The sequence below is a fragment of the Mesorhizobium sp. W067 genome, assembly GCF_054719525.1.
This window is the reverse complement of the sequence record NZ_JBTTII010000001.1, coordinates 5666204-5689724: the sequence shown is the minus strand read 5'-3', so window position 1 is coordinate 5689724 and position 23521 is coordinate 5666204. Positions and strand designations below refer to the sequence as shown.

Sequence of the window (23521 nt, the reverse complement as noted above, 5' to 3'; positions counted from 1 at the left end):
CGTCTTCCGCCGCAGCAGTGCCGCGCGGCCGCCTTCGTTCCCGACAAGGACTTGGGAAACTGGCAGCAAGCCGGCCATTCTGAAAAACGGACGCATCGATGAACAGCAAGCGGTCCTATCTCGATACACTCAACGCCGGCAGGCCGCGCAGGCCGAACACCACACTTGATGAATTGAACCGCTCGCTGGAAACGCTGGAGCAGCGGCTGGAGCGCAAGCGCGAGGACGCCGCCGAGCGCTTCGATCCGCGCCGGCCCGCTCCGGAGCCGCGCTACGCAAGTGCCCAGCCCTACGCCCCGCCGCCGCGCTGGTACGAGGACCCGCAGCCCGCGCCGCGGCCGAAAAGCCCTGTGACGGCCGGCTTCGACCAGAACTATCAGGCGATCGCGCGCGACATCGACCGCGTGCGCGGCCAGGAAGACAGCGTCGCCGTGGTCGGCAAGATCGCCGGCGAATTGCGTGGCCTGCGCGAGGAACTGCGCCATCAGATGACGGCCGGCCTGCAGCGCGAATTCGCCGCGTTGCGCAAGGACATCGAACGGGCCTTCCAGGCGAGCAACCAATCGGGTGGTCAGGCAGGCGGCTTGCCCGGCAAGGGCAGCGCCGAACTCGGCGTCGAATTCGAGCGGCTGTCCGGCGCCATCCAGACGCTGGCCGAGAAGAGCGACGACCGAAGCGTCAACATGCTGCGGCTCGAGCTCGAGCAGGTAAAGACGGCGCTCGACACATTGGCGCGCGAGGAAAGCGTGCTGAAGGTCGACCGCCGCTGGGACGATTTCGACCGCCGCTGGAGCGCGTTCGAGGACCGTGTCGACGCCGACCAGCGCAACCGCGCCGACGGCCCCGGATTTTCGGCCCTGACCGACCGGCTCGAACAGATCAGCAATGCGGTCCACAATCTGCCGGAATCGCTGTCGCTGCGCTCGATGGAAGAAAAGGTCCGCACGCTTGCCGGCGCCGTCGATCATTTCGTCAGCCAGCAGAGCAACCGCGGCGGCGACACGCTTGGCCTGATCGACGAACGGCTCGATGAGATTTCGCGCGCCATCGTCGCCTCGACCGTCGCCGCACAGGCCAATTCCTTCGACCCCGAACCCTTTGAACGCATCGAGAAGCGGATCGCCTCGCTGGCGCAGCAGATCGAGGAAGTCGTGCAGGTTCGTCCGAGCGGCGAGGTTCTCGACCGTCTCAGCACGCTGTCGAACAGGGTCGACGAGCTTGCCGGCCGCGCCAATCTGCCGGAACAGGCGATGGAGCGCCTCGGCAAGCAGATCGCGATGATCGCCGACAAGATCGACCGCGCCCCGGCCATGCCCGACGCCGACTATATCTTCCAGGGTCTGGAACAGCGCTTCGACGTGCTGTCGGGCATGATGGAACGTCGGCAGGGCGATGCCATCGAACAGGGCAACATGCTGTTTCGCGATCTCGAGCGGCGGCTGGACGAGGTTGCCGACCGGCTGGACCAGCGCCAGCCGCAGGCTGACAGCGCCGGCATCATGGACGCCATCGACGCACGCTTCACCGCGCTCGCCCAACGCATGGAGACGCGCATTCCCGATCCTGCCAACGAGGCGGCGATCCGCGGCCTGGAAAGCCGGCTCGAAGACATTTCAAGCCGGCTGGAATCGTCGGCCGCGCAGGTCGCCCGCATCGATCCGGCACTGATCCGCAGCCTTGAGGCGCAGGTCTCCAGCCTATCGGCGCATCTGTCGAAGCCCGGCACGCCGCTGCCGGAATTCGAGGACATCAGCCCGCGCCTCAACGAAATCGAGAAGTCGCTGGCCGGAACCCGCGAATCCATTCTGGGCGCGGCACGCGAAGCAGCCGAGAGCGCCGTGCGCTCGCTGGCAGATTCCAACGCCAACACCGCGGCCGTTACCGGCCTTGCTCAGGATCTGAAGACGCTGGAAGCGCTGACGCGCCGTTCGGACGAGCGCAATTCACGGACATTCGAGGCTATCCACGACACGTTGCTCAAGATCGTCGATCGTCTGGGCTCGCTGGAGACCAGCGAACCGGCCGAGGCGGTGAGCGAGCTTCTGGATGCCCAGGCCGAGCCGGCGCGGCGGGCCCGCGCTGCACGCGCCTCCAAGATTTCGGTGCAGGACGCGCCATCGATGGATATCGACCAGCCGCTGCCGCTGACCGGAGACATGGCCGATCTCGACGGCCGCGCCGCCGCCATCATGCGCAGCGAGCCGGATATGCGCGCCGACCCGGGTACGCGTAGCGACCCGGGTACGCGTAGCGACCCGGTCATGGGCAGCGAACCCGTGCGGCGCTCGCCAGCCGAGGCTGCCGCGGCCGCTGCCCAGGCAGCGCTCGGTTCCGACAGGATTGCCGAGAAAGGCGAAGCCACGGCCAAGAAGTCGCTGTTCGGTGGATTTGCGCGCGCCTTCAGGGGCAAGAAGCCGGCTGACATGCCGCCGCTTGCCGGCTCGGGGCCCAATGTCGACCTGCCGAGCGTCGATCTCGACGAGCCGCTCGATCCGAAGCTCGCCAACCGGCCGTTGGAGCCGGGCTCCGGCGCGCCCGACCTCAACGCCATCATGAAGCGCGTACGCGACGAGCGCGGTCCGCCGGCGCGCCAAAGCACCGGCGATGCGTCGAAATCCGACTTCATCGCCGCGGCCAGGCGCGCGGCGCAGGCCGCGGCCGCCGAGGCCGACGCGTTGAAACGCCAGTCCACCATGAAGGGCCCGGTCAAGGCGCTTCGTATCGGCGACCTGCTCAAGGCGCGGCGCAAGCCGATACTGATGGGAGCGGTCGCGATCATGCTGGCGCTTGCCGGCCTCCAGTTGGGCAAGGCCTTCTTCGCCGACCCGGTCGAGGTCGCAAGCAACGATACAGCGCCGATCGTCGCCTCGCAGCCGGTCGAGACTGCTTCGGTCAACGCTGCCAGCCAACCCAAGGCAGACGCGCAGGTGGCCGTGCAGCACGCGCCGGCCCGGACCGTCAGGCAGGCGGAGCCCACGGAACCGGCAGCTGGCAACGATGCGCCAATGAATGCGGCCTCGATCGCCGAGCCCGAAATGCCGGCCGTGGAACCCGTGCCAGCGCCGGTGGCTCTGGCCGATCCGGCCCCCGCGCCAAATGCAATGCTGCCGAGGACCGCCACTGCGGAACCGGCGGCTGCCGACGCGCAGCCTGCGGCCGCCGTCATGGCGCCCTCGGCCTCGGATACGACGGCCTCGGATACTACCGGCGCCGTTCCGCCGGCTGATGCCGCGGTAACACCTGTCGTGGCCAAGATAGACGTTCCGGCCGATGCCGGCCCGCAAGCCTTGCGCGACGCGGCTGCCGGCGGTGACGCCAAGGCGCTGTTCGAACTCGGTTCGCGCTATGCTGAATCGCGCGGCGTCAAGGAAGACATGGCGGCAGCGGCCAAATGGTACGAAAAGTCGGCCGAGCTCGGCTTCGCACCGGCGGAATACCGCATCGGCAATTTCTACGAGAAGGGCATCGGCGTCACGCGCGACGTCAAGAAGGCAAAGACCTTCTACCAGCTCGCCGCCGCGCAGGGTAATGCCAGCGCCATGCACAATCTGGCCGTTCTGTTTGCCATGGCCGCCGACGGCGTGACCGACAATGAATCGGCCGCGCACTGGTTTCAGGCGGCGGCCGATGTCGGCGTCAAGGACAGCCAGTTCAATCTCGGCATCCTGGCGGCAAAGGGCGTCGGCATGAAGCAGAGCCTGGAGGAATCCTACAAATGGTTCGCGCTCGTCGCCAAGACCGGCGACAAGGATGCGGCTGCAAAGCGCGACGAGGTCGCCACTGCGCTGCGCCCCGAACAGCTGGAGCGGGCCCGCGCCGCCACGGAACTGTGGAAGCCGAAGCCGCTCGACCCGGCGTCCAACTCGGCCGATATTCCTGAATCCTGGCAGGAAGGCACGCCGCAGACCACCGCCAGCGTCGACATGAAGAAGGCGGTCAAGAACATCCAGCTCATCCTCAACAAGAACGGCTACGATGCCGGCGGCGCCGATGGCGTGATGGGCGGCAAGACCAAGACCGCAATCATGGCTTTCCAGACCGACAACAAGATGCAGGCGACCGGCGAAATCGACGAAAAGCTGGTGAAGGCGCTGCTGGCGCACAAATAACGGCAGATGCGTCGCTAACGCGACGCCCTTGCCATACATTTGCCTGTTAACTGCTTGAGATGTTTTTTGTTTCGGTAGGGCGGCGGGGTTTGATCCCACTGCCCCGGCGGTGCAAGAAAGAATTGGCTTTTCGGTGCGACAATGCCCTGGAATGGCTGCAATCGCCGACAGGCAAACTGATCGAGACTGACGGGTGGGCATCTATCTCCCGATCGCGGAAATTTCCGTCAACGTCTTCGTGCTGCTGGCAATGGGCGCGGCGGTGGGTTTCCTGTCGGGCATGTTCGGGGTCGGTGGCGGCTTTCTGATCACGCCGCTCTTGATCTTCTACAACATCCCGCCGGCAATCGCCGTTGCTACCGGCGCCAACCAGGTTATCGCCTCCTCCTTCTCCGGCGCGCTGTCGCACATGAAGCGCGGCACGCTCGACTTCAAGCTCGGCGGGGTGCTGCTGGCCGGCGGCATCGTCGGCTCGACCGGAGGTATCTTTGTCTTTGCCTTCCTGCGCCGGCTCGGCCAACTCGATTTGTTCATTTCGCTGCTCTACGTCGTGCTGCTCGGCACCGTCGGCGGGCTGATGCTGGTCGAGAGCGTCAATGCGCTGCGCGCGACGCGCAGCGGTGCGGCGCCGGTCTTGAAGAAATCCGGCCAGCACAACTGGATCCACCGGCTGCCGCTGAAGATGCGCTTCAGGGCCTCGAAGCTGTTCGTCAGCGTCATTCCGGTGCTGGGGCTCGGCGCCGGCATCGGCTTCCTGTCGTCGATCATGGGTGTCGGCGGCGGCTTCATCATGGTGCCGGCGCTGATCTATCTCTTGAAAGTGCCGACCAACGTCGTCATCGGCACCTCGCTGTTCCAGATCATTTTCACCTCGGCCTACACCACGCTTGTCCACGCCACCACCAACCAGACGGTCGACGTCATGCTTGCCTTCCTGCTGATGGCGGGCGGCGTTGCCGGCGCGCAATATGGCGCCAAGGCAGGACAGAAGCTGCGCGGCGAACAGCTCAGGGCACTGCTGGCGCTGCTGGTGCTGGCGGTTGCCATCCGGCTTGCCATCGATCTCTTCGTCACGCCGCCAAACCTCTATTCGCTGACCGCCGCGGGCCTGAACTGATGCCGCGGTGGGGGATTTTTTCGGCCGCCGTTTTGCTTCTCGCCCTCGCTCTGCCGGTGGCAGCGCAATCGCCGAACCCCTTGCCGGAAGGCATCCAGATCGGTCTCTCCACCGACGCGGTGTCGATCACCGCCGGCTTTTCCGGCGCCGACCTGACCATTTTCGGTTCGCTGGAAAACCCCGACCCGCTGGTCGCGCGGCAGGGGCGCTACGACGTCATCGTCGTGCTCGAAGGGCCGCCGCGGCCGGTTGTGGTGCGCCGCAAGGACCGGGTGCTCGGCGTCTGGGTCAACCTGGAATCCGAGACCTTCGAGAACGTGCCGGTCTCCTACTCCGTCGCCACGACGCGGCCGCTGCAGGACATCACCGAACCCAACAGCTACAAGCAGCTGTCGCTCGGCGCCTCCAACCTTTACATGCAGCCGGCCGAGCTAACCGACAGTCCGGCGACGATCGAGGAATTCACCGTGGCGCTGCGCGAGCGCAAGGCGGCGACCGGCCTCTATAGCGAGAATGTCGGCGGCGTGCAGTTCTTGTCGCAGAACCTGTTTCGCGCCACGGTGCGGCTGGCGCCCAACGTCCCGGTTGGAACCCATAAAGCCCGCGCGTTCCTGTTCAAGAGCGGCCTGTTCCTCAAGGAAAGCTCGGCCCAGCTCGAAATCCGCAAATCGGGTTTCGAACAGTCGATCTTCCGCGTCGCGCATGATTACTCCTTCCTCTACGGCGTCTTCTCCGTGTCGCTGGCCATGATCACCGGCTGGCTGGGCAGGCTGATCTTCCGCAGGGATTGACGCGCACGACCCATTTCCGGGGAAAGGGGGTTCCCCTTTTCTCAGTCTTGCGATAGACCGCCGCCTCCCAACCCTCGGGTTACACGCACAATCATTCGGCAGAACGGTCCGGCCTCTGGACGGCGCGCGTCTTGCGACGCCTGCCACAGCGACGGCCCAATGACAGGAGGCTGCAATGCACCAGGCATTTGGCGGCATCGATTTCGGCACGTCCAATTCCACGGTGGGCGTGATCCGCAACGGCCAGGCACGGCTGGTGGCGCTGGAAGGCGGACAGCCGACATTGCCAAGTGCGGTGTTCTTCAACTTCGAGGACGGTCACACCTATTTCGGCCGCCGCGCCATTGCCGACTATACCGACGCCATCGAGGGCAGGCTGATGCGGTCACTGAAGAGCGTGCTCGGCAGTTCGCTGGCGCATGAGAAGACGCGGATCAAGGCCCGGCAGATCGGTTTCATCGACATTGTCGGCATGTTCGTCGGCCATTTGAAGAAGCGGCTTGAGGAAGACGCCGGCGCTCCGGTGGAGAACGTTGTGCTCGGCCGGCCGGTGCAGTTCGTCGACGACGATGTGGAAGCCGATGCCAAGGCGCAAAGCGAGCTTGAAAAAGCGGCGCGCGCGCAAGGCTTCAAGCACATCGCCTTCCAGTTCGAACCGATTGCGGCAGCACTCGACTATGAGCAGGACGTGAAGCGCGAGGAACTGGCGTTGATCGTCGACATGGGCGGCGGCACGTCCGACTTCTCGATCGTGCGGGTTTCGCCGCAACGCGCCCGCTCACGCGACCGCAAGGACGATATCCTGGCCAACCGCGGCATCCATATCGGCGGCACCGATTTCGACCGGCTGCTCAGCATTGCCCATGTCATGCCCAAGCTCGGCTACCTGACGCCCACAAAAGACGGCAAGCGCAACCTGCCGGCGAGCTATTTCATTGATCTCGCGACGTGGCAGCGCATCAACCTCGTCTATACTGCCAAGGCGATGACGCATCTGAGGCAAATCCGCTTCGAGGCCGTCCGCGCCGACCTTGTCGACCGCTTCATCCATATTGTCGAGCACCGTTACGGCCATGCGCTGGCCGGCCTCGTCGAACGAGCCAAGATCGCGCTGACGGATCAGGCTTCGGCTGATGTGACGGTGGCGCTGCCCGGTGCGCGTTTTGCAGCCGAGATCACGCGCACTGGCCTGGAGAAAACGATTGCAGCCGACATCGAGCGGGTGTCCGCGACGGTGCGGCAGACGATTGCCGATGCCGGCATAACGGCGTCTGCGATCACCGCCGTATTCCTCACCGGCGGTTCGACCGCGATCCCGCTGGCACGGCGTGAAATCCTGTCGCTGGTGCCGCAAGCGGCTGTGATCGAGGGCGACATGTTCGGTTCGGTCGGCCTTGGCCTGGCGCTGGATGCGCAGCGGAAGTTTAGCTAGAGTTCACGATTCGGTTCCCGCCCTCAGCGCCGAGATGCGCCTTGAGCGCCATCTGGGCGAGGCTTGCCTGGCGGTCGCGATGGGTGATCATGGCGAAGTCGCGCTTCGGCAGTTCGAGCGGCACCGACCGGAGACTGCCCTCGGCGACGGCGCGTCCGACGACGAGGTCCGAGATGATGGTGGCGCCGGCGCCGGCCTCGACCGCCTGGCGAACCGCCTCGTTGCTCGGCAGCACCAGAAATATCTGCAGGTCGCCAAGCGATATCCCCTCGCGGCGGGCCAGGTCCTCCAGCACCTCGCGCGTGCCCGAACCACCCTCACGGATGATCCAGCGCAGCCCTCTGATATCCGGGCGGCCCGGCGCGATCTCGGCGATTTCGGGATGCGAGGCGGCGACGACCAGCATCAACCTGTCGACGTCGACCTTGGTGCGGCGGAGGATGTCTGACTCGGTGCGCCCCTCGACCAGACCGAGATCGGCGGTGCCGTCGAGCACATTGGCCTCGACCTGCCTGGTGTTGCCGATGCTGACGCTTAAGCGCACCGCCGGGTAGGCCTCGTGGAAAGAGGCCAGCCTGCGCGGCAGCCAGTAGCTGGCGATGGTCAGGCTGGCGGCGATCGACAGGCTGCCGGCGACCGTCTGCGAGACATGTTCCAGCACATTTCGGGCGGCGGCGGCGCGTTCCAGCACCGCCTTGGCCTCGGGCAGGAAACGGTGGCCGGTCTGAGCCAGCTCGATGTTGCGGCCGACACGGTTGAACAGATGAACGCCATGCTGCTCTTCGAGCGCGCGGATGGCGGCCGATGCCGCCGACTGGGAGATGCCCAAAAGCTCCGCCGCCTTGGTCATATGGCCGCGTTCGGCAACGGCAACGAAAATGCGCAACTGGTCCAGCGTCATGTGTGCATTAAGAACCAATTCCGATCGAATTTACAAGAACAACTGATTAGACGGATCGATAGGTTTATTCTACTTTTTCTGCCAAAGTTAGAAAAAATTCGCCACCAAATCGCAGCCAACAAAATGATCGGGCGGTTCAGATCCCTGTTTGCGCATTGGACCCGTGGCCTCAGGCGGCGGCTGGCCGGCGACCGCTATCATCCTGAAGAACACTATATGCGTGGCCCCGGACCGAAGACGCGGGCCAAATTCGCAGGTAGCAAAAGCACGCCGGCATCATGAACCCAGCTGCGCCGCGCGGGGCCAATTCCGCACCGTCGCAACGGCCGCTTGCCGACACGCGCGCGCCGGATGAAGGCGACGGCGTCGACACCTCGCCCGATGTCTCCGACAGCATTGCCAAGACCACCTGCTATATGTGCGCCTGCCGCTGCGGCATCGACGTCCATATCAAGAACGGCAAGGTGCGCTACATCAACGGCAACAAGGACCATCCGGTCAACCGCGGCGTAATCTGCGGCAAGGGCAGCTCCGGCATCATGCAGCACTACAGCCCGGCGCGGCTGAAGAAGCCGCTGTTGCGCAGCGGCCCGCGCGGCTCGGGCGAATTCCGTGAGATCGAATGGGAGGAAGCCCTTTCGATTGCGACCGGGCGGCTATCGAATATCCGCCGAACCGATCCGAAAAAGCTCGCCTTCTTCACCGGGCGCGACCAGTCGCAGTCGCTGACCGGCTGGTGGGCGAGCCAGTTCGGCACGCCGAACTTCGCCGCCCATGGCGGCTTCTGCTCGGTCAACATGGCGGCCGGCGGGCTCTACACGATCGGCGGCTCGTTCTGGGAGTTCGGCGAGCCGGACTGGGACAATACGAAATACTTCATGCTGTTCGGCGTCGCCGAGGACCATGATTCCAACCCGATCAAGATCGGCTTGGGTAAACTCAAGGCGCGCGGCGCCAAGGTGGTGTCGATCAACCCGTGCCGCACGGGCTACAACGCGATTGCCGACGACTGGATCGGGATCCGGCCCGGCACCGACGGCCTCTTCGTCTTCGCCCTCATCCACGAACTGCTCAAGGCAGGCCGCATCGATCTCGATTATCTGCTCCGCTACACCAACGCCTATGTGCTGGTCATCCAGGAGCCGGGCGCGGCCGATGACGGGCTGTTCCTGCGCGACAGCGACAACAATCTTCTCGCGTGGGACAGAGTGGCGAAGACAACCGTCAACGGAGCCGATGCGGATGCGAAGCCGGCGCTGACGGGCAGCTTCACGTTCGCCGGTCGCCGCTGTGTGCCGGTGTTCCAGCTCATCGCCGACCGCTACATGGACGACAGCTACGCACCCGATGCGGTCGCGGCACGATGCGGCATTCCGGCCGACACCATCCGCCGGATCGCCGCCGAACTCGCCCACGTCGCCTTCGAACAGACGATCGAACTGCCGGTTGCGTGGACCGACTGGGCCGGACGGCGGCACGAGACGATCAAGGGACGGCCGGTGTCGATGCATGCCATGCGCGGCATCTCGGCCCACTCCAACGGCTTTCACTCCTGCCGTGCCATCCACCTGCTGCAGGTGCTGCTCGGCACGGTGGACGTGCCCGGCGGCTTCCGTTTCAAGCCCCCCTACCCGCGCTCGGCGCCGCCGGGACCGAAGCCGGCCGGCAAGGTGGTCAGGCCGATGACGCCGCTCGACGGCATGCCGCTCGGCTTCGTCTGCGGGCCGGACGATCTCCTGGTCGACGAGGCCGGCACGCCTTTGCGCATCGACAAGGCTTATTCCTGGGATGCGCCGCTCGCCGCGCATGGGCTGATGCATACGGTCATCCGCAATGCGTGGGCCGGTGACCCGTACCCAATCGACACGCTGATGATGTACATGTCGAACATGGCGTGGAATTCCTCGATGAACACCGTCGAGACCATTGCCATGCTCACCGACCATGACGAAGCGGGTAACTACAAGATCCCCTTCATCATCTATTCCGACGCCTATTATTCCGAGACGGTGCCGTTCGCCGACCTGGTGCTGCCCGACACCACCTATCTCGAACGTCACGACTGCATCAGCCTGCTCGACCGGCCGATCAGCCATGCCGACGGGCCGGGCGACGCGATCCGCCATCCGGTGGTCGAACCGGACCGAGATGTCAGGCCGTTCCAATCGGTGCTGATCGAACTTGGCGCTCGGCTTGGCCTGCCCGGCTTCGTCGAGGACGATGGCTCGGCCAGATATGCCGACTATGCCGACTACATCGTCAATCACGAACGCACGCCCGGCATCGGCCCGCTGGCCGGCTGGCGCGGCAAGGACGGCACTTCCGTCGGCAAGGGCGAAGTCAATCCCGACCAGTTGCAGCGCTACATCGGCAATGGCGGCTTCTGGCACCAGGATTTTGCTGAGGACCAGCGCTATTACAAGATGGCCAACCGCTCCTATCTCGACTTCGCAGAGCAGATGGGGTTCATCCCCAAGGCCGAGCCGATCGTGTTCCAGCTCTATTGCGAACCGATGCAGCGCTTTCGCCTCGCCGCGCGCGGTCATGGTCGCGTCCAGCCGCCCGAGAGCGAACGCCGGCGCATCGAGACCTATATGGATCCGCTGCCGTTCTGGTTTACCCCGTTCGAAGAGGCCGCGGTCGATCCGCAGAAATACCCGCTGCATGCGCTGACGCAGCGGCCTATGCACATGTATCATTCCTGGGGCTCGCAGAATGCGTGGCTGCGGCAAATCACCAGCCAGAACCGCCTGTTCGTGCACCACCAGACCGCGGCAGTTCTCGACCTGGCCGACGACGACTGGGTGTGGATCGAAAGCATCAACGGCCGAGTGAAGGGACAGATCAAGCTGGTCGACGGGGTCAATGCGGATACGGTCTGGACTTGGAACGCCATCGGCAAAAGGCGCGGCGCCTGGGGTCTGAAGGACAACGCTGCCGAGAGCAACCGCGGCTTCCTGCTCAACCACATTATCGGCGACCAGACATCGGCTGACGCGAAAGGCAAACGCTATTCGAATTCCGATCCGGTGACCGGCCAGGCGGCGTGGTTCGACCTCAGGGTACGCATTGTCAAATGCTCTGATGAGGAAGCCGGCTTTACCGAACCGCAATTCGAGCGTTTCAGCCAGCCGCCAAATGTCGAGCCTTCGCCCGACATCCTTCGCTTCGGCGCCGAGTTCCGCGTCCATAGGGAAGCCGTGGAATGACCTGCCTTCCCGCCCATACAGACAAGAAGCTTGGCCTAGTCATCGACCTCGACACCTGCGTCGGCTGCCAGGCCTGCGTCACCGCCTGCAAGGAGTGGAACACCGGCGGCCACATGGCGCCACTGACCGACATCGACCCCTATGGCGGCCGTGTCGACGGCGTCTGGTTCAACCGCGTGCACAGCTACGAGCACACGACCGAGGCGGGCGGGCGCACGGTCAACTTTCCGCGCTCCTGCCTGCATTGCGAGACGCCTGCCTGCGTCACTGTCTGCCCGACCGGCGCGTCCTACAAGCGGGCGTCGGACGGCATCGTGCTGATCGACGAAAGCAAATGCATCGGCTGCAAACTGTGCAGTTGGGCCTGCCCCTATGGCGCGCGCGAATTCGATACCGACGTCGGCGTGATGAAGAAATGCACGCTGTGCGTCGACCGTATCTACAACGACAATCTGGCCGAGGAAGACCGCGTGCCGGCCTGCGTTGCCGCCTGCCCGACCAGCGCCCGGCATTTCGGCGACCTCGGCGATCCCACCTCGGCGGTATCGCAACTGGTGGCGGAGCGTGGCGGCGTCGACCTGATGCCGGAGATGGGTTACAAGCCGACCAACAAATATCTGCCGCCGCGCGCCCAGCGCGCCGCATCGGTGCCGGCGCCAAGGCTCGAGCCAGTCACGGTCGAAGGCGGTTTTCTTGGCTGGATCGACCGCATGCTTTCGAACTGACCAATGCATCCAGCCTTTTCCGTCGTTTTCTTCACCACTGCTACAGGAGCGGGCTACGGACTGCTGGCGCTGCTCGGCGTGCTTGGCGGACTGGGTTTTATCCCGGCCCATTTCTGGCTCGGCCTTATCGGCATGGGGCTGGCGCTTGGCCTGATTGCCGCCGGCCTTTTGTCGTCGACCGGCCATCTCGGCCGGCCCGAACGCGCCTGGCGCGCCTTTTCGCAATGGCGTAGCTCCTGGCTGTCACGCGAGGGTGTATCGTCGGTCGCAACCTTCATTCCCGCCGGGCTGTTCGGCATCGGCTGGGTGTTTTTTGGCCGCACCGGAGGCTGGATGGCCATCGCCGGGTTTCTCGCAACTATCGGCGCAATCGTCACCGTCTGCACCACCGGCATGATCTATGCCTCGCTGAAGCCGATCGCGCAGTGGCATAGCCCGTATACGCTGCCGAGCTATCTCATCTTTTCGGCGATGACCGGCAGCGTGCTGTTGAACGCGCTGCTGCAGGCTTTCGCTATCAGCCCGACCGCCGTTGCGGTAGCCGCCCTGCTGCTGACCTTGCTCGGCTGGGGCTGGAAGCTGGCGACGTGGCGATACAATGACGCGCTGGAGATCGCGACCACCGCCAACACGGCGACAGGCCTCGCCGGAGGGACGGTGCGCTCGCTGGAATGGCCGCACACCGAGGAGAACTACCTGCTCAAGGAAATGGGTTTTCGGATTGCGCGCAAGCATGGCGCAAAGCTGCGGCTGATCACGCAGTTGCTGGCTTTCGCCTTGCCTGCCCTGCTGCTGCTTTCTGTCTTATTCGCTTTGCCCTGGCCATTCGCAGCGGTGCTGTCGGTGCTTGCGGCAATCGTCCAGTTCGCCGGCATGCTGGTCGAGCGCTGGCTGTTCTTCGCCGAGGCCAAGCACACCGTCACCCTCTATTACGGCCGGTAGAGCGTCCCGCCGTCAGGCGGCCCGTGCTCGTGGCGCCGCCGGCAAATCCTTAAGCAGGATTTCGATCGCGGCATCGATTACAGCTGTCCTGCGGTCGTGCGCGTAAAGGCCGTATTGGACCGTGAGCGGCTCGGGCAGGCCGGCTGACGTCTTCAGCACCCGCATCGAAGCGGTGCGCACGGATTCGGGCGGAAGCAGTCCAACGCCCAGTCCGTTCTCGATCGCGGCCTGAAGGCCGGTGACGCTCTGGCACGACAGGACGATCCGGTGCTCCCGGCCGGCGGCGACCAGCGCCTCGATCATCCGCCTGCGCCAAGGGCAGGTTGCGCCGAAGGCGGCGAGATCGAGTGGCCGGTCATGGTCCAGCACATAGTCCTGGGCGCAGACCCACTGCAGTTCGACGTTCCATGTCGTCACGGCATCGGCCGCGACGACGGATGTCGGGGCAATCATGACATCCAGCGCATCCTCGCTCCACAGCCGTCCCAGCGCGACGCTGTGCTCGACCATCGCGTCGAGGCTGATGTCGGGATAGGTGCGATGCAGCCGCCCAAGCGCGGCCGAAAGCGCGGCCGTGGTGACCTCTTCGGCAAGACCAATACGCACGCCGCCGCCAATGCTAGCCTGCTGCAGACGCGCCACTGCTTCATCGCCGAGAGCGAGGATGCGGGTCGCGTATCCCAGAAAGAGCTCTCCCGCCGCAGTCGGTACGACACCGCGGCCGGTGCGCTGGAACAAGTGCCGTTGGAGCAGGCCCTCCAGCCGGCGCATCTGCATGCTTAGCGCCGATTGGGTCTTGCCGGTCTGCGCGGCGACCCTGCTCAGGCTACCTTGCCGGCAGACCGCGACATAGGTGCGGAGAAGGTCGAGGCCGATCTGTTCAGATATCATTTTGTTTGAACTCTGATGTCATCGGTATCAGTCTACAATGATATCCCGCCACGCGCTATCTCACACTCAAGAGAAACAGCGCAGGGAAGAAAACCATGAAAGCGATCCGTGTTCACCGCCATGGCGGGCCAGATATGCTCGCCTACGAAGATGTCGACATCGGCCAGCCCGGACCGGGCGAGGTGCGCGTGCGCAACCGGGCGGTCGGCCTCAACTTCGTCGACATCTATTTTCGCACCGGCGAATACGCGCCGCCCGCTCTGCCATTCATTCCCGGCAATGAAGGCGCCGGCGAAATCGTCGCCGTCGGTGAAGGCGTCAGCGGCTTCGCGCCTGGCGACCGAGTCGCCTATGTCGAGACGCTCGGCGCCTATGCCGAAGAACGCATCGTGCCGGCGCATTTCGTCGTGCATCTGCCCGACGCCATCGATTTCGAGACAGGTGCGGCGATGATGCTGAAAGGGCTGACGGCGCAATATCTGCTGCGCCGCACGTTTCGCGTCGAGGCGGGCCATACCATCCTGGTGCATGCCGCGGCGGGCGGCGTCGGCCTCATCCTGACGCAATGGGCCAAACATCTCGGCGCGACCGTCATCGGCACGGTCGGTTCACCCGAAAAGGCCGAACTTGCGCGCGCCAATGGCTGCGACCATGTCATCGACTACAGCAAAGAGAATTTCGCCGCACGGGTGAAAGAGGTCACCAACCGCGAAGGCTGCCACGTCGTCTATGACGGCGTCGGCAACGCGACCTTCCCCGCCTCACTCGACTGCCTGCGGCCGTTCGGCACCTTCGTCAGCTACGGCACAGCGTCGGGGTCGATCCCGCCATTCGACATCATGCTTTTGATGCAAAAGGGTTCGCTGTTCGCCACCTGGCAGTTGCTGTTCCATCATCTCGCCAGGCGTGAGGACGTTGTCGCCATGAGCGAGGATCTGTTCAGCGTCGTCCTCAGCGGCGCAGTGAAAATCCCGGTGCACACAAGCATGCCGCTTGCCGAAGTGGCGGAGGCGCATCGCCGGCTCGAGGCACGGCAGACGACAGGCGCAACCGTGCTTATACCGTAGAAACTTAGCCCGGCCGCAGCATCGAACCGGAAATGGCGAAGATGCGCGCGGCGCCCATCATATAGGCCATCAACGTCTCGCGGCGGAACAGGCCGGCATAGGCGCGGTCGAGCACGTTGAGCGAGCCGGTATAAGCGCCGAAGGCCGGCATGATCATGCGGCCGCCATCGCCGGCAAAGCAGCGCCGCCGCACCGAGCGGCCCTGCTGGACGATGCGGGCGCAAGGGTGAAGATGGCCGGCAACTTCGCCCTCGGTTCTTATCTTCGACGGCTCGTGGCGGAACAGCAGCGAGCCGATGGCGAGTTCGCGCACCGTCTCGCCGGGCAAATCCGCCGGCGCTTCCGGGTCATGGTTGCCGGCGACCCAGAACCAGTCGCGGCCGGCCATCAATGCTTCCAGCCGATCGCGGAAGGTTTGATGCATGCGCTCGGCGCCGCCGCCGTCGTGGAAGGAGTCGCCCAGGCTGATGACGATGGCCGGCTGGTAGTCCGCGATTACCGCCTGCAGCCGGAGCAGAGTGGCGCCGGTATCGTAGGGCGGGATCAGTGCGCCGCGCCTGGCGAAGGACGAGCCCTTTTCCAGATGCAGGTCGGAGACCGCGAGCAGCCTCAGATCGGGGAAATAGAGCACGCCGCGCGAATCACAGATCGCGCGCTCGCCCGCGATGCCGACAAAGTCGGCCTCGGCGATCAGCGATGCCCGCGCCAGCGAAAAATTCATTCCTCAACCATCCCAGGACCCATGGCTTCCTCGACCAAAGTCGCGGCATCCATCAGCAGCGTTTCGTCGGCCTCGCCGTTCACCGGCATCTTGCCGATTTCGAGCATGATCGGCACGGCCAGCGGCGATATCTGTTCGAGTGCCTTATGCACGATTCGACCCTGGATACGCGAGAGCATGTCGGCAAGTCTGCTGACATCGAGCAGACCGGTCGCCGCGTCGGCGCGCGTCGCCTGCAGCAGGATGTGGTCGGGCTCATGGCTGCGCAGCACGTCATAGATCAGATCGGTCGAGACGGTGACCTGGCGGCCGCTTTTCTCCTGGCCGGGGTGACGTTTCTCGATCAGGCCTGAAATCAGCGCGCAGTTGCGGAAGGTGCGCTTGAGCAGCCAGCTGTCGGCCAGCCAAGCCTCGAGGTCGTCGCCCAGCATGTCCTGGTCGAACAGAGCGCCAAGCGAAGGTTTCCGCGATTTGAACATCGCGCCCATATCGCCCAGCGACCAGATGGCCAATGCGTAGTCGGTGGCGACGAAGCCAAGCGGCCTGGCGCCGGCCCTGTCCAGCCGGCGGGTGAGCAGCATGCCGAGCGTCTGGTGCGCCAGCCTGCCCTCGAAAGGATAAGCGACGAGATAGTGACGGTTGCCGCGCGGAAAGGTCTCGATCAAGAGGTCGTCGCGTTTGGGCAATACCGATTTGTCGGCCTGGTAACGCAGCCAATCCGACACCTGCTCGGGCAGCTTCTTCCAGCGCTGCGGGTCGTCCAGCATGGCGCGCACCTGCTCGGCGAGGTAGGTCGAAAGCGGAAATTTGCCGCCGCCATAATAAGGCACCTTGGCGTCGCTTCCCGGCGCATTCGAGACGAAGCATTCGTTCTCGCGGATGCCTTCGAAGCGCAGGACTTTGCCGGCAAACATGAAGGTGTCGCCATGCGTCAGCGTTTCGAGGAAGGCCTCCTCGATCTTGCCCAGAACCCGGCCGCCGTGCGAAGCCGAGCCTTTGCTGCCGGCCTTGACGTAACGCACATTGAGCGCCGGCACCTCGATGATGGTGCCGACGTTCAGCCGATATTGCTGCGCGACGCGGGGATTGGAGACCCGCCACATGCCGTCCTTGTTGAGGCGGATGCGGGCGTAGCGCTCGTAGTTCTTCAGTGCGTAGCCGCCGGTGGCGACGAAATCAATGACGCGGTCGAATGTCGGCCGGTCGAGGCTGGCATAGGGCGCTGCTGTCAGCACTTCCTCGTAGAGATCGTCGGCGCGAAACGGCGCCCCGCAGGCGCAGCCCAGCACATGCTGCGCCAGCACGTCGAGCCCGCCATCGACCAGCGGCGGCGTATCCTGGGCGCCGAGGTAGTTGGCGTCCAGCGCTGCCCGGCACTCCAGCACCTCGAAACGATTGGCCGGGATCAGGATCGCCTTCGACGGCTCGTCCATGCGGTGATTGGCGCGGCCGATGCGCTGCGCCAGCCGGCTGGCGCCCTTGGGCGCGCCGACATGGACGACCAGATCGACATCGCCCCAATCGATGCCAAGGTCGAGCGTCGAGGTGGCGACGATGGCACGGAGCGCGTTTTCCCCCATCGCCTTCTCGACGCGTCGGCGCTGGGCGACATCGAGCGAGCCGTGATGCAGCGCGATCGGCAAGGTATCCTCGTTGACCCGCCACAATTCCTGAAACAGCAGCTCGGCCTGGCTGCGAGTGTTGACGAACAGCAGGGTGGTCTTGTGGCGCTTGATCTCGCGATAGATTTCCGGCGTCGCATAGCGCGCCGAATGGCCGGCCCATGGCACGCGCTCTTCCGAATCGAGGATCGAGATTTCGGGCTTCGCGCCGCCGGTTACGACGATGAGTTCAGCCATGTCTCCCGGTGGATTCTGGCTGACCAGCCAGCGCCGCAATTCGTCGGGCTCGGCCACCGTTGCCGACAGACCGATCGTCTGCAGGCCGGGCACGATGCTGCGCAGCCGCGCCAGCCCGAGCGCCAGCAGATGGCCGCGTTTCGATGTCACCAGCGAATGCAACTCGTCGAGGACGACATAGCGCAGATCCTCGAAGAAGCGCCCGGCATCGCCGGCCGCGATCAGCAGCGCCAATTGCTCGGGCGTGGTCAAAAGGATGTCGGGCGGCGCCAGTTTCTGGCGCTGCCGCTTGTGCGAAGGGGTGTCGCCGGTGCGCGTCTCGATGGTGACGGGCAGGCCGATCTCCTCCACGGGCTTGCCGAGATTGCGCTCGATGTCGACGGCCAGCGCCTTCAGCGGCGAGATGTAGAGCGTATGGATGCCGCGCCGTGCCATACCAGCTTTGCGTCTGGGGCGGTTGGCCAGTTCGGTCAACGATGGCAAGAAGCCGGCCAGTGTCTTGCCGGCGCCGGTCGGTGCGATCAAGAGCACCGATTGCCCGGCTTGAGCCTTCGCCAGCAGCTCGATCTGGTGAGCGCGCGGCGACCAGCCTTTTTCGCCAAACCATCTGATGAATGGCTCGGGCAGAAGGACGGCGGCATTTTGTTTGGCAAGGCGCGGCTGCTCGGTCACGCGAAAGAGGTAGCGCGACGGCGCGCGATCGCCAAGGAAAATCGGAACAAAAGGTGATCGGGTGAGCTATCCCTCGCCGCATTTAGGGGGAGAGGATGCCGGCAGGCAGGTGAGGCGCAGCGCGACTTTTCAGTCGCTGGCGTCGCCCCTCATCCGCCCTTCGGGCACCTTTCCCCGTGAAACGGGCGAAGGAAGGCGCTAGGGCCGCCGAAACCCCGTCGGCCCGCCATAGAGATACCCAATCCGGTCGATCGCCTCCTTCAGCCCTTCGCGCGAGACCAGCATGGTGTGGCCGTTGGCGTGGATCATCGTCTCGGCGTCGGTCATCACGGCGACATGCCCCTTCCAGAACACGAGGTCACCGCGTTTCAGTCCGGCATAATCGGATCCCGGATCGAGCGGCTCGCCGAGGCCTGCCGCTTGCATGTCGGAATCACGCAGCACATTGCGGCCGGCCATGCGCATGGCCAGTTGCACGAGGCCAGAACAGTCGATGCCGAAGCCGGAGGTGCCGCCCCAGAGATAGGGCGTGCCGATAAACATCTCGGCGACCGAGACATAGTCGGCTGCGATATCGCTGACCGGGCGCACATGGCCGCCGATCAGCGCCTCGCCGGAAGGCAACAGCGCATAGTGCGTGCCGCGCGTTTCGGCAGCGCCCGTCACCGTCACCGTCGAGCCCATCGACAATTGCCCGCTGATCGGAAAGCGCAGATCCGGGCCTGGATAGAGAAAAGTGCGCGGCGCCGTGACGATGTGGGTTGGCGCATGCTCGCGTGCGCCCAGCATGGTGGCGCCGACATAGCCGACATAGCCGTCGCGTTTGGCCTGGACCCAGGCCCAGCCTTCGGCTTCCTCGAAGACAAGCACATCGTCGCCGAACAGTACCTGCGTGTTGACGCCGGCATCCGGGCGCGGTGCCTTGCGCACGTCAGCCACGGAGGCCGTGATCCGAGCCGGACGGCCGGTGACGAAGCGGTCGGCCGAAACCTCCCCTTTCAGCCTTGCATCGGCGAGGTCGGAACGGAAGGCGTGGAGGCGGGCATCCCTGGCAGTCAAATCGGTACTCGTTCTAATTCATGGATTGATCAGATGGGCAGTTCATGAGCCCTGGCAACGATACCATCCCCGAAGCGCTCGACAAAGAGCGCGCCTTCGACCGTGCGCCGGATCAGCACATTGCGCTTGTCGAGCTCGTCGCGATGGCGTGACACCAGTTTCAGCGCACCCATAGTGTCGAGGGCGCGGGTGATGACCGGCTTGGTGACATTGAGGCGGGCTGCCAGGCCGCGCACCGTGTGCGGCGGCGGGTCGAGATAGATGGTGAACAGGATCGCCGTCTGGCGCATGGTGAGATCTGGCGCGCCGGCGCGCACCTGCGACAACATCACCTGCTGCCATAGTCGCATCGCCTGGCTCGGACGCATCGAAATCGACATCGCGCGAGCATGACGGCAAATTGTTTCGGTTCCGTTTCAGTTTAGAGGCAGTGTGCTTTGCTCACGACCCTAGGCATAGCGCCTCGAAATGACCCGCTCCAGTGCACGGATGCCTTGCGCCTCGCCGCCGGCGGGTCCGTAGGGGCGATCGGACGGGTTCCAGGCGAAGATGTCGAAATGCGCCCAGCCCGTTGTCCGTTCGACAAAGCGCTTGAGGAACAGCGCCGCGGTGACCGAGCCGGCGAAACCGTCCGTGGTGACGTTGTTGATGTCGGCGATCTTCGACGCCAGCCTGCCGTCATAGGGCCGCCACAACGGCATGCGCCACAACGGATCCTCGACGGCCACCGAGGCCGCAGCCAGTTCGGACGCCAGCGCTTCGTCGCCAGTGTAGAAAGGCGGCAGATCGGGACCGAGCGCGACACGCGCTGCCCCGGTCAGCGTCGCCATGTCGATCAGCAGTTCCGGCTCCTCGTCATCGGCCAGCGCCAGCGCATCGGCCAGCACCAGCCGCCCTTCGGCGTCGGTGTTGCCGATCTCGACGGTGAGGCCCTTGCGGCTGGTCAGTACATCTCCAGGCCGGAAGGCGTTGCCGGCAATCGAATTCTCGACCGCCGGGATCAGGACGCGCAGCCGGATCTTCAGCCCGGCAGCCATGATCATCGAGGCCAGGCCCAGCACATTGGCGGCGCCGCCCATATCCTTCTTCATCAAGAGCATGCCCGACGACGGTTTGATGTCGAGGCCGCCAGTGTCGAAACAGACACCCTTGCCGACCAGCGTCACCTTCGGCGCGCCTTCCGGTCCCCAAACCATGTCGATCAGTCGCGGCGCTCCGACCGAGGCCCGGCCGACCGCATGGATCATCGGGAAATTCTGCTTCAGGAGATCATCCCCCTTGATCACCGACACCTCGGCCTTGTGAGTGGCCGCCAGGGTCCGCACGGCCTTCTCCAACTCGTCCGGTCCCATGTCGCTGGTCGGCGTGTTGACGAGGTCGCGCGCCAGGAAGACGCCGTCGGCGATGCGCCGGACGCGTCCTGCATCTACGCCGAGCGGCAGCGCAAAACGCAGCGTCTTGCCTGATTTCTTTCCGTAGCGAGTGAAGACGTAACCGCCGAGCACCAAGGCTATGGCCGCGAGTTCCGGCTCGGCTGGAGCGGCGGCAAAATGCCAGTCGCCTTCCGGCAAGGCTCTCGCCAGCATGCCGACGGCCAGCGCGCCCTCGCCATCACCGACGCCGAACAAGGCGCCGGCAAGGGAACCGTTGTCGCCGGGGACGGCGAGCGTCCTACCGGCTTCGCCGGAAAAGCCGTTGGCGGCCGCCCATGCGGTCATGGAAGGCGAAAGCCCCAAGGCCTCCAGTCCATCGCTCGCGACCAGATGGACCGGCAGGGCAGTGTTTAGTGTCTCGATGAGTTCGACGGGCATTCGATGGTCTCCGGGAGGCTTGCAGGTCGTCCTCAGTCAAGTGACAGGGACGTCGGATGATTTCAACATCTATGCACAGGGGCCGGCATGGGACTGCCAGGCCAAAGGCTTCCGGCGGGCCGTTCACCGATCCGACGGCTCACTTTTTAACTGTCCGTTAGGGTTAACAGAATATTTCTGCGGGGATGAAGATGGCCACGTGAATGGCCACGCGCAGGAATGGAGAGCCCCGTGCCGATGCCCACCAACCGCAGGATGAACGTCACGGGCAAACGGTTGGTCACCACGGCACTGCTGATGGCGCTGGCGGCCGGTGTTGCCGGGTGCGGAACCAGCAAGCTCACGACCGGCTCGATCGGGCGCACCAGCGGCAAACCGCTGGAAACCATGTCGGCCAGCGAGTTGCACGGGGCGACCGGGCGGCTGGGCGAATCCTACGCAAAGAACCCCAACGACAAGCGGCTGGCGACAAATTTTGCGGCGGCGCTCCAGATGGACGGCGATGCCGACCAGTCGCTTGCCGTGATGCGCAAGCTGGCGATCGCCTACCCCAAGGATCGCGACGTGCTTGCCGCCTACGGCAAGGCGCTGGCCGCCAACGGCCAGTTCGAGCCGGCGCTCGACGCCGTGCGCCGGGCGCAGACGCCGGAATATCCGGACTGGCGGCTGATGTCGGCCGAGGCCGCCATTCTCGACCAGCTTGGCCAGAAGGATGAAGCGCGCCAGAACTACCGCAAGGCGCTGGACCTAAAGCCGAACGAACCCTCGATCCTTTCCAATCTCGGTATGTCCTATGTGCTGGAAGGCGATCTGCGCACCGCCGAGACCTATATGCGCTCGGCAGCCCAGCAACCGAATGCCGACAGCCGGGTGCGCCAGAACCTTGCGCTGGTCGTGGGACTGCAGGGCCGCTTCGACGAGGCCGAGAAGATCGCCTCGCAGGAGCTTTCACCCGAACAGGCGCAAGCCAATGTAGCCTATCTTCGCCAGATGCTTGCCCAGCAGAACGCCTGGAGTCAGCTCAAGGATCAGGACAAGGCAAAGCCGGCGACCAACTGAGCGCCGCATGGGCGCCGGCTCCGCACAGCGCAAAATCCGTCCACATCTCAAAGCTGAAAACAAGAGCCGCACTGCATTGGCAGTGCGGCTCTTTTGTATGGCTGCAACGAGGCCTACTGGCTTGAGGAATTGTGCTGGTCGCCGAAGATGCCGCGCTGACTGACCTGAATGCCGGCTGGGCCCAGAATGATGGCGAACAAAACCGGCAGGAAGAACAGGATCATCGGCACGGTAAGCTTCGGCGGCAGGGCGGCGGCCTTCTTCTCGGCGGCATTCATGCGCATGTCACGGCTTTCCGAGGCCAGCACGCGCAATGCGTGCGCCACGGGTGTGCCGTAGCGTTCGGCCTGGACCAGCGCCTGGGACACTGACTTCACCGACTCCAGGCCGGTACGAGCCGAGAGGTTTTCATAAGCCTGCTTGCGCTCCTGCAGATAAGAGAGTTCGGCGTTGGTCAGCACGAATTCCTCCGCCAGCGCCACCGACTGCGAACCGATCTCCTCGGAGACCTTGCGCAAGGCGGCCTCGACCGACATGCCCGATTCGACGCAGATCAGCATCAGGTCGAGCGCATCCGGCCACGCCGCCTGGATCGACTGCTTGCGCTTGGCGGCACGATTGTTGACGTAAAGGATCGGCGCGTAGAAACCGGCGTAGGCGACAAGGATGCAGACGAACAGTTTCACGAAGGCCGGCCGGTCAGGCAGTCCGCCGAGCACGAACAGATAGATCGCTGCCAGCGTGAAACCGACAAAAGGCAGGATCAGGCGGAAGAACAGGAAGCGGGTCAGCGGGTTCTGGCCACGAAAGCCCGCCACCTTGAGCTTCTGCAACGTGCCTTCATCGGCCAACGCACGCCGCAGGTCCAGCCTGTCGACGATGTTGCGCATGCCGATCGACTGCTCTTCGCGCAGCCCCTTGCGGCGACGATCGGCTTCATTGGCAAGCCGCGCGCGCTGCTTGGCGCGCAATTCGTCACGCTCCAGCGCCACCGATCTCATGCGCGTCTTGAGCTGATTGCCACCAAGGGCCGGCAGCACCGTGAAGACGGTCGCGAACACCGCAATGCCAACCAGCAACGCTATCAGGAAGGCAGGATCGGTCAGCGATTTTACGACTTGGTCGGTCATTCGTTTTCAGTCTTTTCGTTTCGAGC

18 protein-coding genes are annotated in these 23521 nt (G+C 64.6%); 10 read left to right on the top strand and 8 right to left on the bottom strand.

From position 1 onward, the window contains the following. The first annotated feature begins 98 nt into the window (after positions 1-98). From ACYG97_RS27680 to ACYG97_RS27665, 4 genes are all read left to right on the top strand, one after another. Positions 99-4109 carry a peptidoglycan-binding protein gene (locus ACYG97_RS27680; RefSeq protein ID WP_023732415.1) on the top strand — a complete coding sequence of 1337 codons (4011 nt, stop codon included), beginning with the start codon at positions 99-101 and terminating at the stop codon, positions 4107-4109. A gap of 193 nt (positions 4110-4302) precedes the next feature. Further along, on the top strand, positions 4303-5226 hold the full coding sequence (locus tag ACYG97_RS27675) for a sulfite exporter TauE/SafE family protein (protein WP_023669608.1): 924 nt from the start codon (positions 4303-4305) through the stop codon (positions 5224-5226). Further along, the gene (locus ACYG97_RS27670) at positions 5226-6017 is read left to right on the top strand and encodes a TIGR02186 family protein (RefSeq protein WP_023732416.1); all 792 of its coding nucleotides are present in this window, start codon (positions 5226-5228) and stop codon (positions 6015-6017) included. The genes ACYG97_RS27675 and ACYG97_RS27670 overlap by 1 nt, the downstream gene beginning before the upstream one ends. 175 nt (positions 6018-6192) lie before the next feature. Beyond that, a complete protein-coding gene (locus ACYG97_RS27665) occupies positions 6193-7449 on the top strand; it encodes an Hsp70 family protein (protein WP_352913324.1) in 1257 nt (418 codons plus the stop codon). Here ACYG97_RS27665 and ACYG97_RS27660 read toward each other — a convergent pair. Continuing rightward, complete coding sequence (locus ACYG97_RS27660; protein ID WP_023732417.1) at positions 7442-8350, bottom strand: LysR family transcriptional regulator; 909 nt, start codon at positions 8348-8350, stop codon at positions 7442-7444. The genes ACYG97_RS27665 and ACYG97_RS27660 overlap by 8 nt on opposite strands. Before the next feature lie 278 nt (positions 8351-8628). Between ACYG97_RS27660 and ACYG97_RS27655 the strand changes: the two genes are divergently transcribed. Genes ACYG97_RS27655 through ACYG97_RS27645 form a run of 3 tightly spaced genes read left to right on the top strand, consistent with a single transcriptional unit; the run spans position 8629 to position 13226 of the window. Then, positions 8629-11559: a molybdopterin oxidoreductase family protein gene (locus ACYG97_RS27655; protein WP_023732418.1), complete on the top strand. Its 2931-nt coding sequence runs from the start codon at positions 8629-8631 to the stop codon at positions 11557-11559. After that, the gene (locus tag ACYG97_RS27650; RefSeq protein WP_023681970.1) at positions 11556-12284 is read left to right on the top strand and encodes a 4Fe-4S dicluster domain-containing protein; all 729 of its coding nucleotides are present in this window, start codon (positions 11556-11558) and stop codon (positions 12282-12284) included. The genes ACYG97_RS27655 and ACYG97_RS27650 overlap by 4 nt, the downstream gene beginning before the upstream one ends. A gap of 3 nt (positions 12285-12287) precedes the next feature. Further along, positions 12288-13226 carry a dimethyl sulfoxide reductase anchor subunit family protein gene (locus tag ACYG97_RS27645; protein ID WP_023732419.1) on the top strand — a complete coding sequence of 313 codons (939 nt, stop codon included), beginning with the start codon at positions 12288-12290 and terminating at the stop codon, positions 13224-13226. Between the two features lie 12 nt (positions 13227-13238). Here the strand turns inward: ACYG97_RS27645 and ACYG97_RS27640 are convergent, their stop codons facing one another. After that, positions 13239-14117 carry a LysR substrate-binding domain-containing protein gene (locus tag ACYG97_RS27640; RefSeq protein WP_023732420.1) on the bottom strand — a complete coding sequence of 293 codons (879 nt, stop codon included), beginning with the start codon at positions 14115-14117 and terminating at the stop codon, positions 13239-13241. A 95-nt stretch (positions 14118-14212) separates the two neighbouring features. On the opposite strand from ACYG97_RS27640, the gene ACYG97_RS27635 reads away from it, so the two are divergent. Continuing rightward, entirely contained in the window at positions 14213-15184 is a 972-nt protein-coding gene (locus ACYG97_RS27635; RefSeq protein ID WP_023732421.1) for a quinone oxidoreductase family protein, read from the top strand. A gap of 4 nt (positions 15185-15188) precedes the next feature. On the opposite strand, the gene pdeM is transcribed toward ACYG97_RS27635, so the two are convergent. Both pdeM and ACYG97_RS27625 read right to left on the bottom strand, forming a co-directional pair. After that, positions 15189-15905 (bottom strand): ligase-associated DNA damage response endonuclease PdeM, encoded by a 717-nt coding sequence (gene pdeM / locus ACYG97_RS27630; RefSeq protein WP_023692555.1) that lies wholly within the window; start codon positions 15903-15905, stop codon positions 15189-15191. Further along, complete coding sequence (locus ACYG97_RS27625) at positions 15902-18391, bottom strand: ligase-associated DNA damage response DEXH box helicase (RefSeq protein ID WP_245260734.1); 2490 nt, start codon at positions 18389-18391, stop codon at positions 15902-15904. Before ACYG97_RS27625 ends, pdeM begins: the two co-directional genes overlap by 4 nt. On the opposite strand from ACYG97_RS27625, the gene ACYG97_RS27620 reads away from it, so the two are divergent. Next, a complete protein-coding gene (locus ACYG97_RS27620; protein ID WP_245260071.1) occupies positions 18299-18493 on the top strand; it encodes a hypothetical protein in 195 nt (64 codons plus the stop codon). The genes ACYG97_RS27625 and ACYG97_RS27620 overlap by 93 nt on opposite strands. A gap of 141 nt (positions 18494-18634) precedes the next feature. Here ACYG97_RS27620 and ACYG97_RS27615 read toward each other — a convergent pair whose 3' ends face one another. From ACYG97_RS27615 to ACYG97_RS27605, 3 genes are all read right to left on the bottom strand, one after another. After that, positions 18635-19495: a C40 family peptidase gene (locus ACYG97_RS27615; protein WP_023732423.1), complete on the bottom strand. Its 861-nt coding sequence runs from the start codon at positions 19493-19495 to the stop codon at positions 18635-18637. Positions 19496-19524: 29 nt separating this feature from the next. Further along, positions 19525-19875, bottom strand: coding sequence for a MarR family winged helix-turn-helix transcriptional regulator (locus tag ACYG97_RS27610; protein WP_023669596.1), 351 nt, complete (start codon positions 19873-19875; stop codon positions 19525-19527). A gap of 69 nt (positions 19876-19944) precedes the next feature. Continuing rightward, positions 19945-21306 carry a leucyl aminopeptidase family protein gene (locus tag ACYG97_RS27605; RefSeq protein WP_023732424.1) on the bottom strand — a complete coding sequence of 454 codons (1362 nt, stop codon included), beginning with the start codon at positions 21304-21306 and terminating at the stop codon, positions 19945-19947. Positions 21307-21543: 237 nt separating this feature from the next. Between ACYG97_RS27605 and ACYG97_RS27600 the strand changes: the two genes are divergently transcribed. Then, positions 21544-22365: a tetratricopeptide repeat protein gene (locus ACYG97_RS27600; protein ID WP_023669594.1), complete on the top strand. Its 822-nt coding sequence runs from the start codon at positions 21544-21546 to the stop codon at positions 22363-22365. 113 nt (positions 22366-22478) lie between these two features. On the opposite strand, the gene ACYG97_RS27595 is transcribed toward ACYG97_RS27600, so the two are convergent. Then, entirely contained in the window at positions 22479-23495 is a 1017-nt protein-coding gene (locus tag ACYG97_RS27595) for a type II secretion system F family protein (RefSeq protein WP_023732425.1), read from the bottom strand. Positions 23496-23521: the final 26 nt, after the last annotated feature.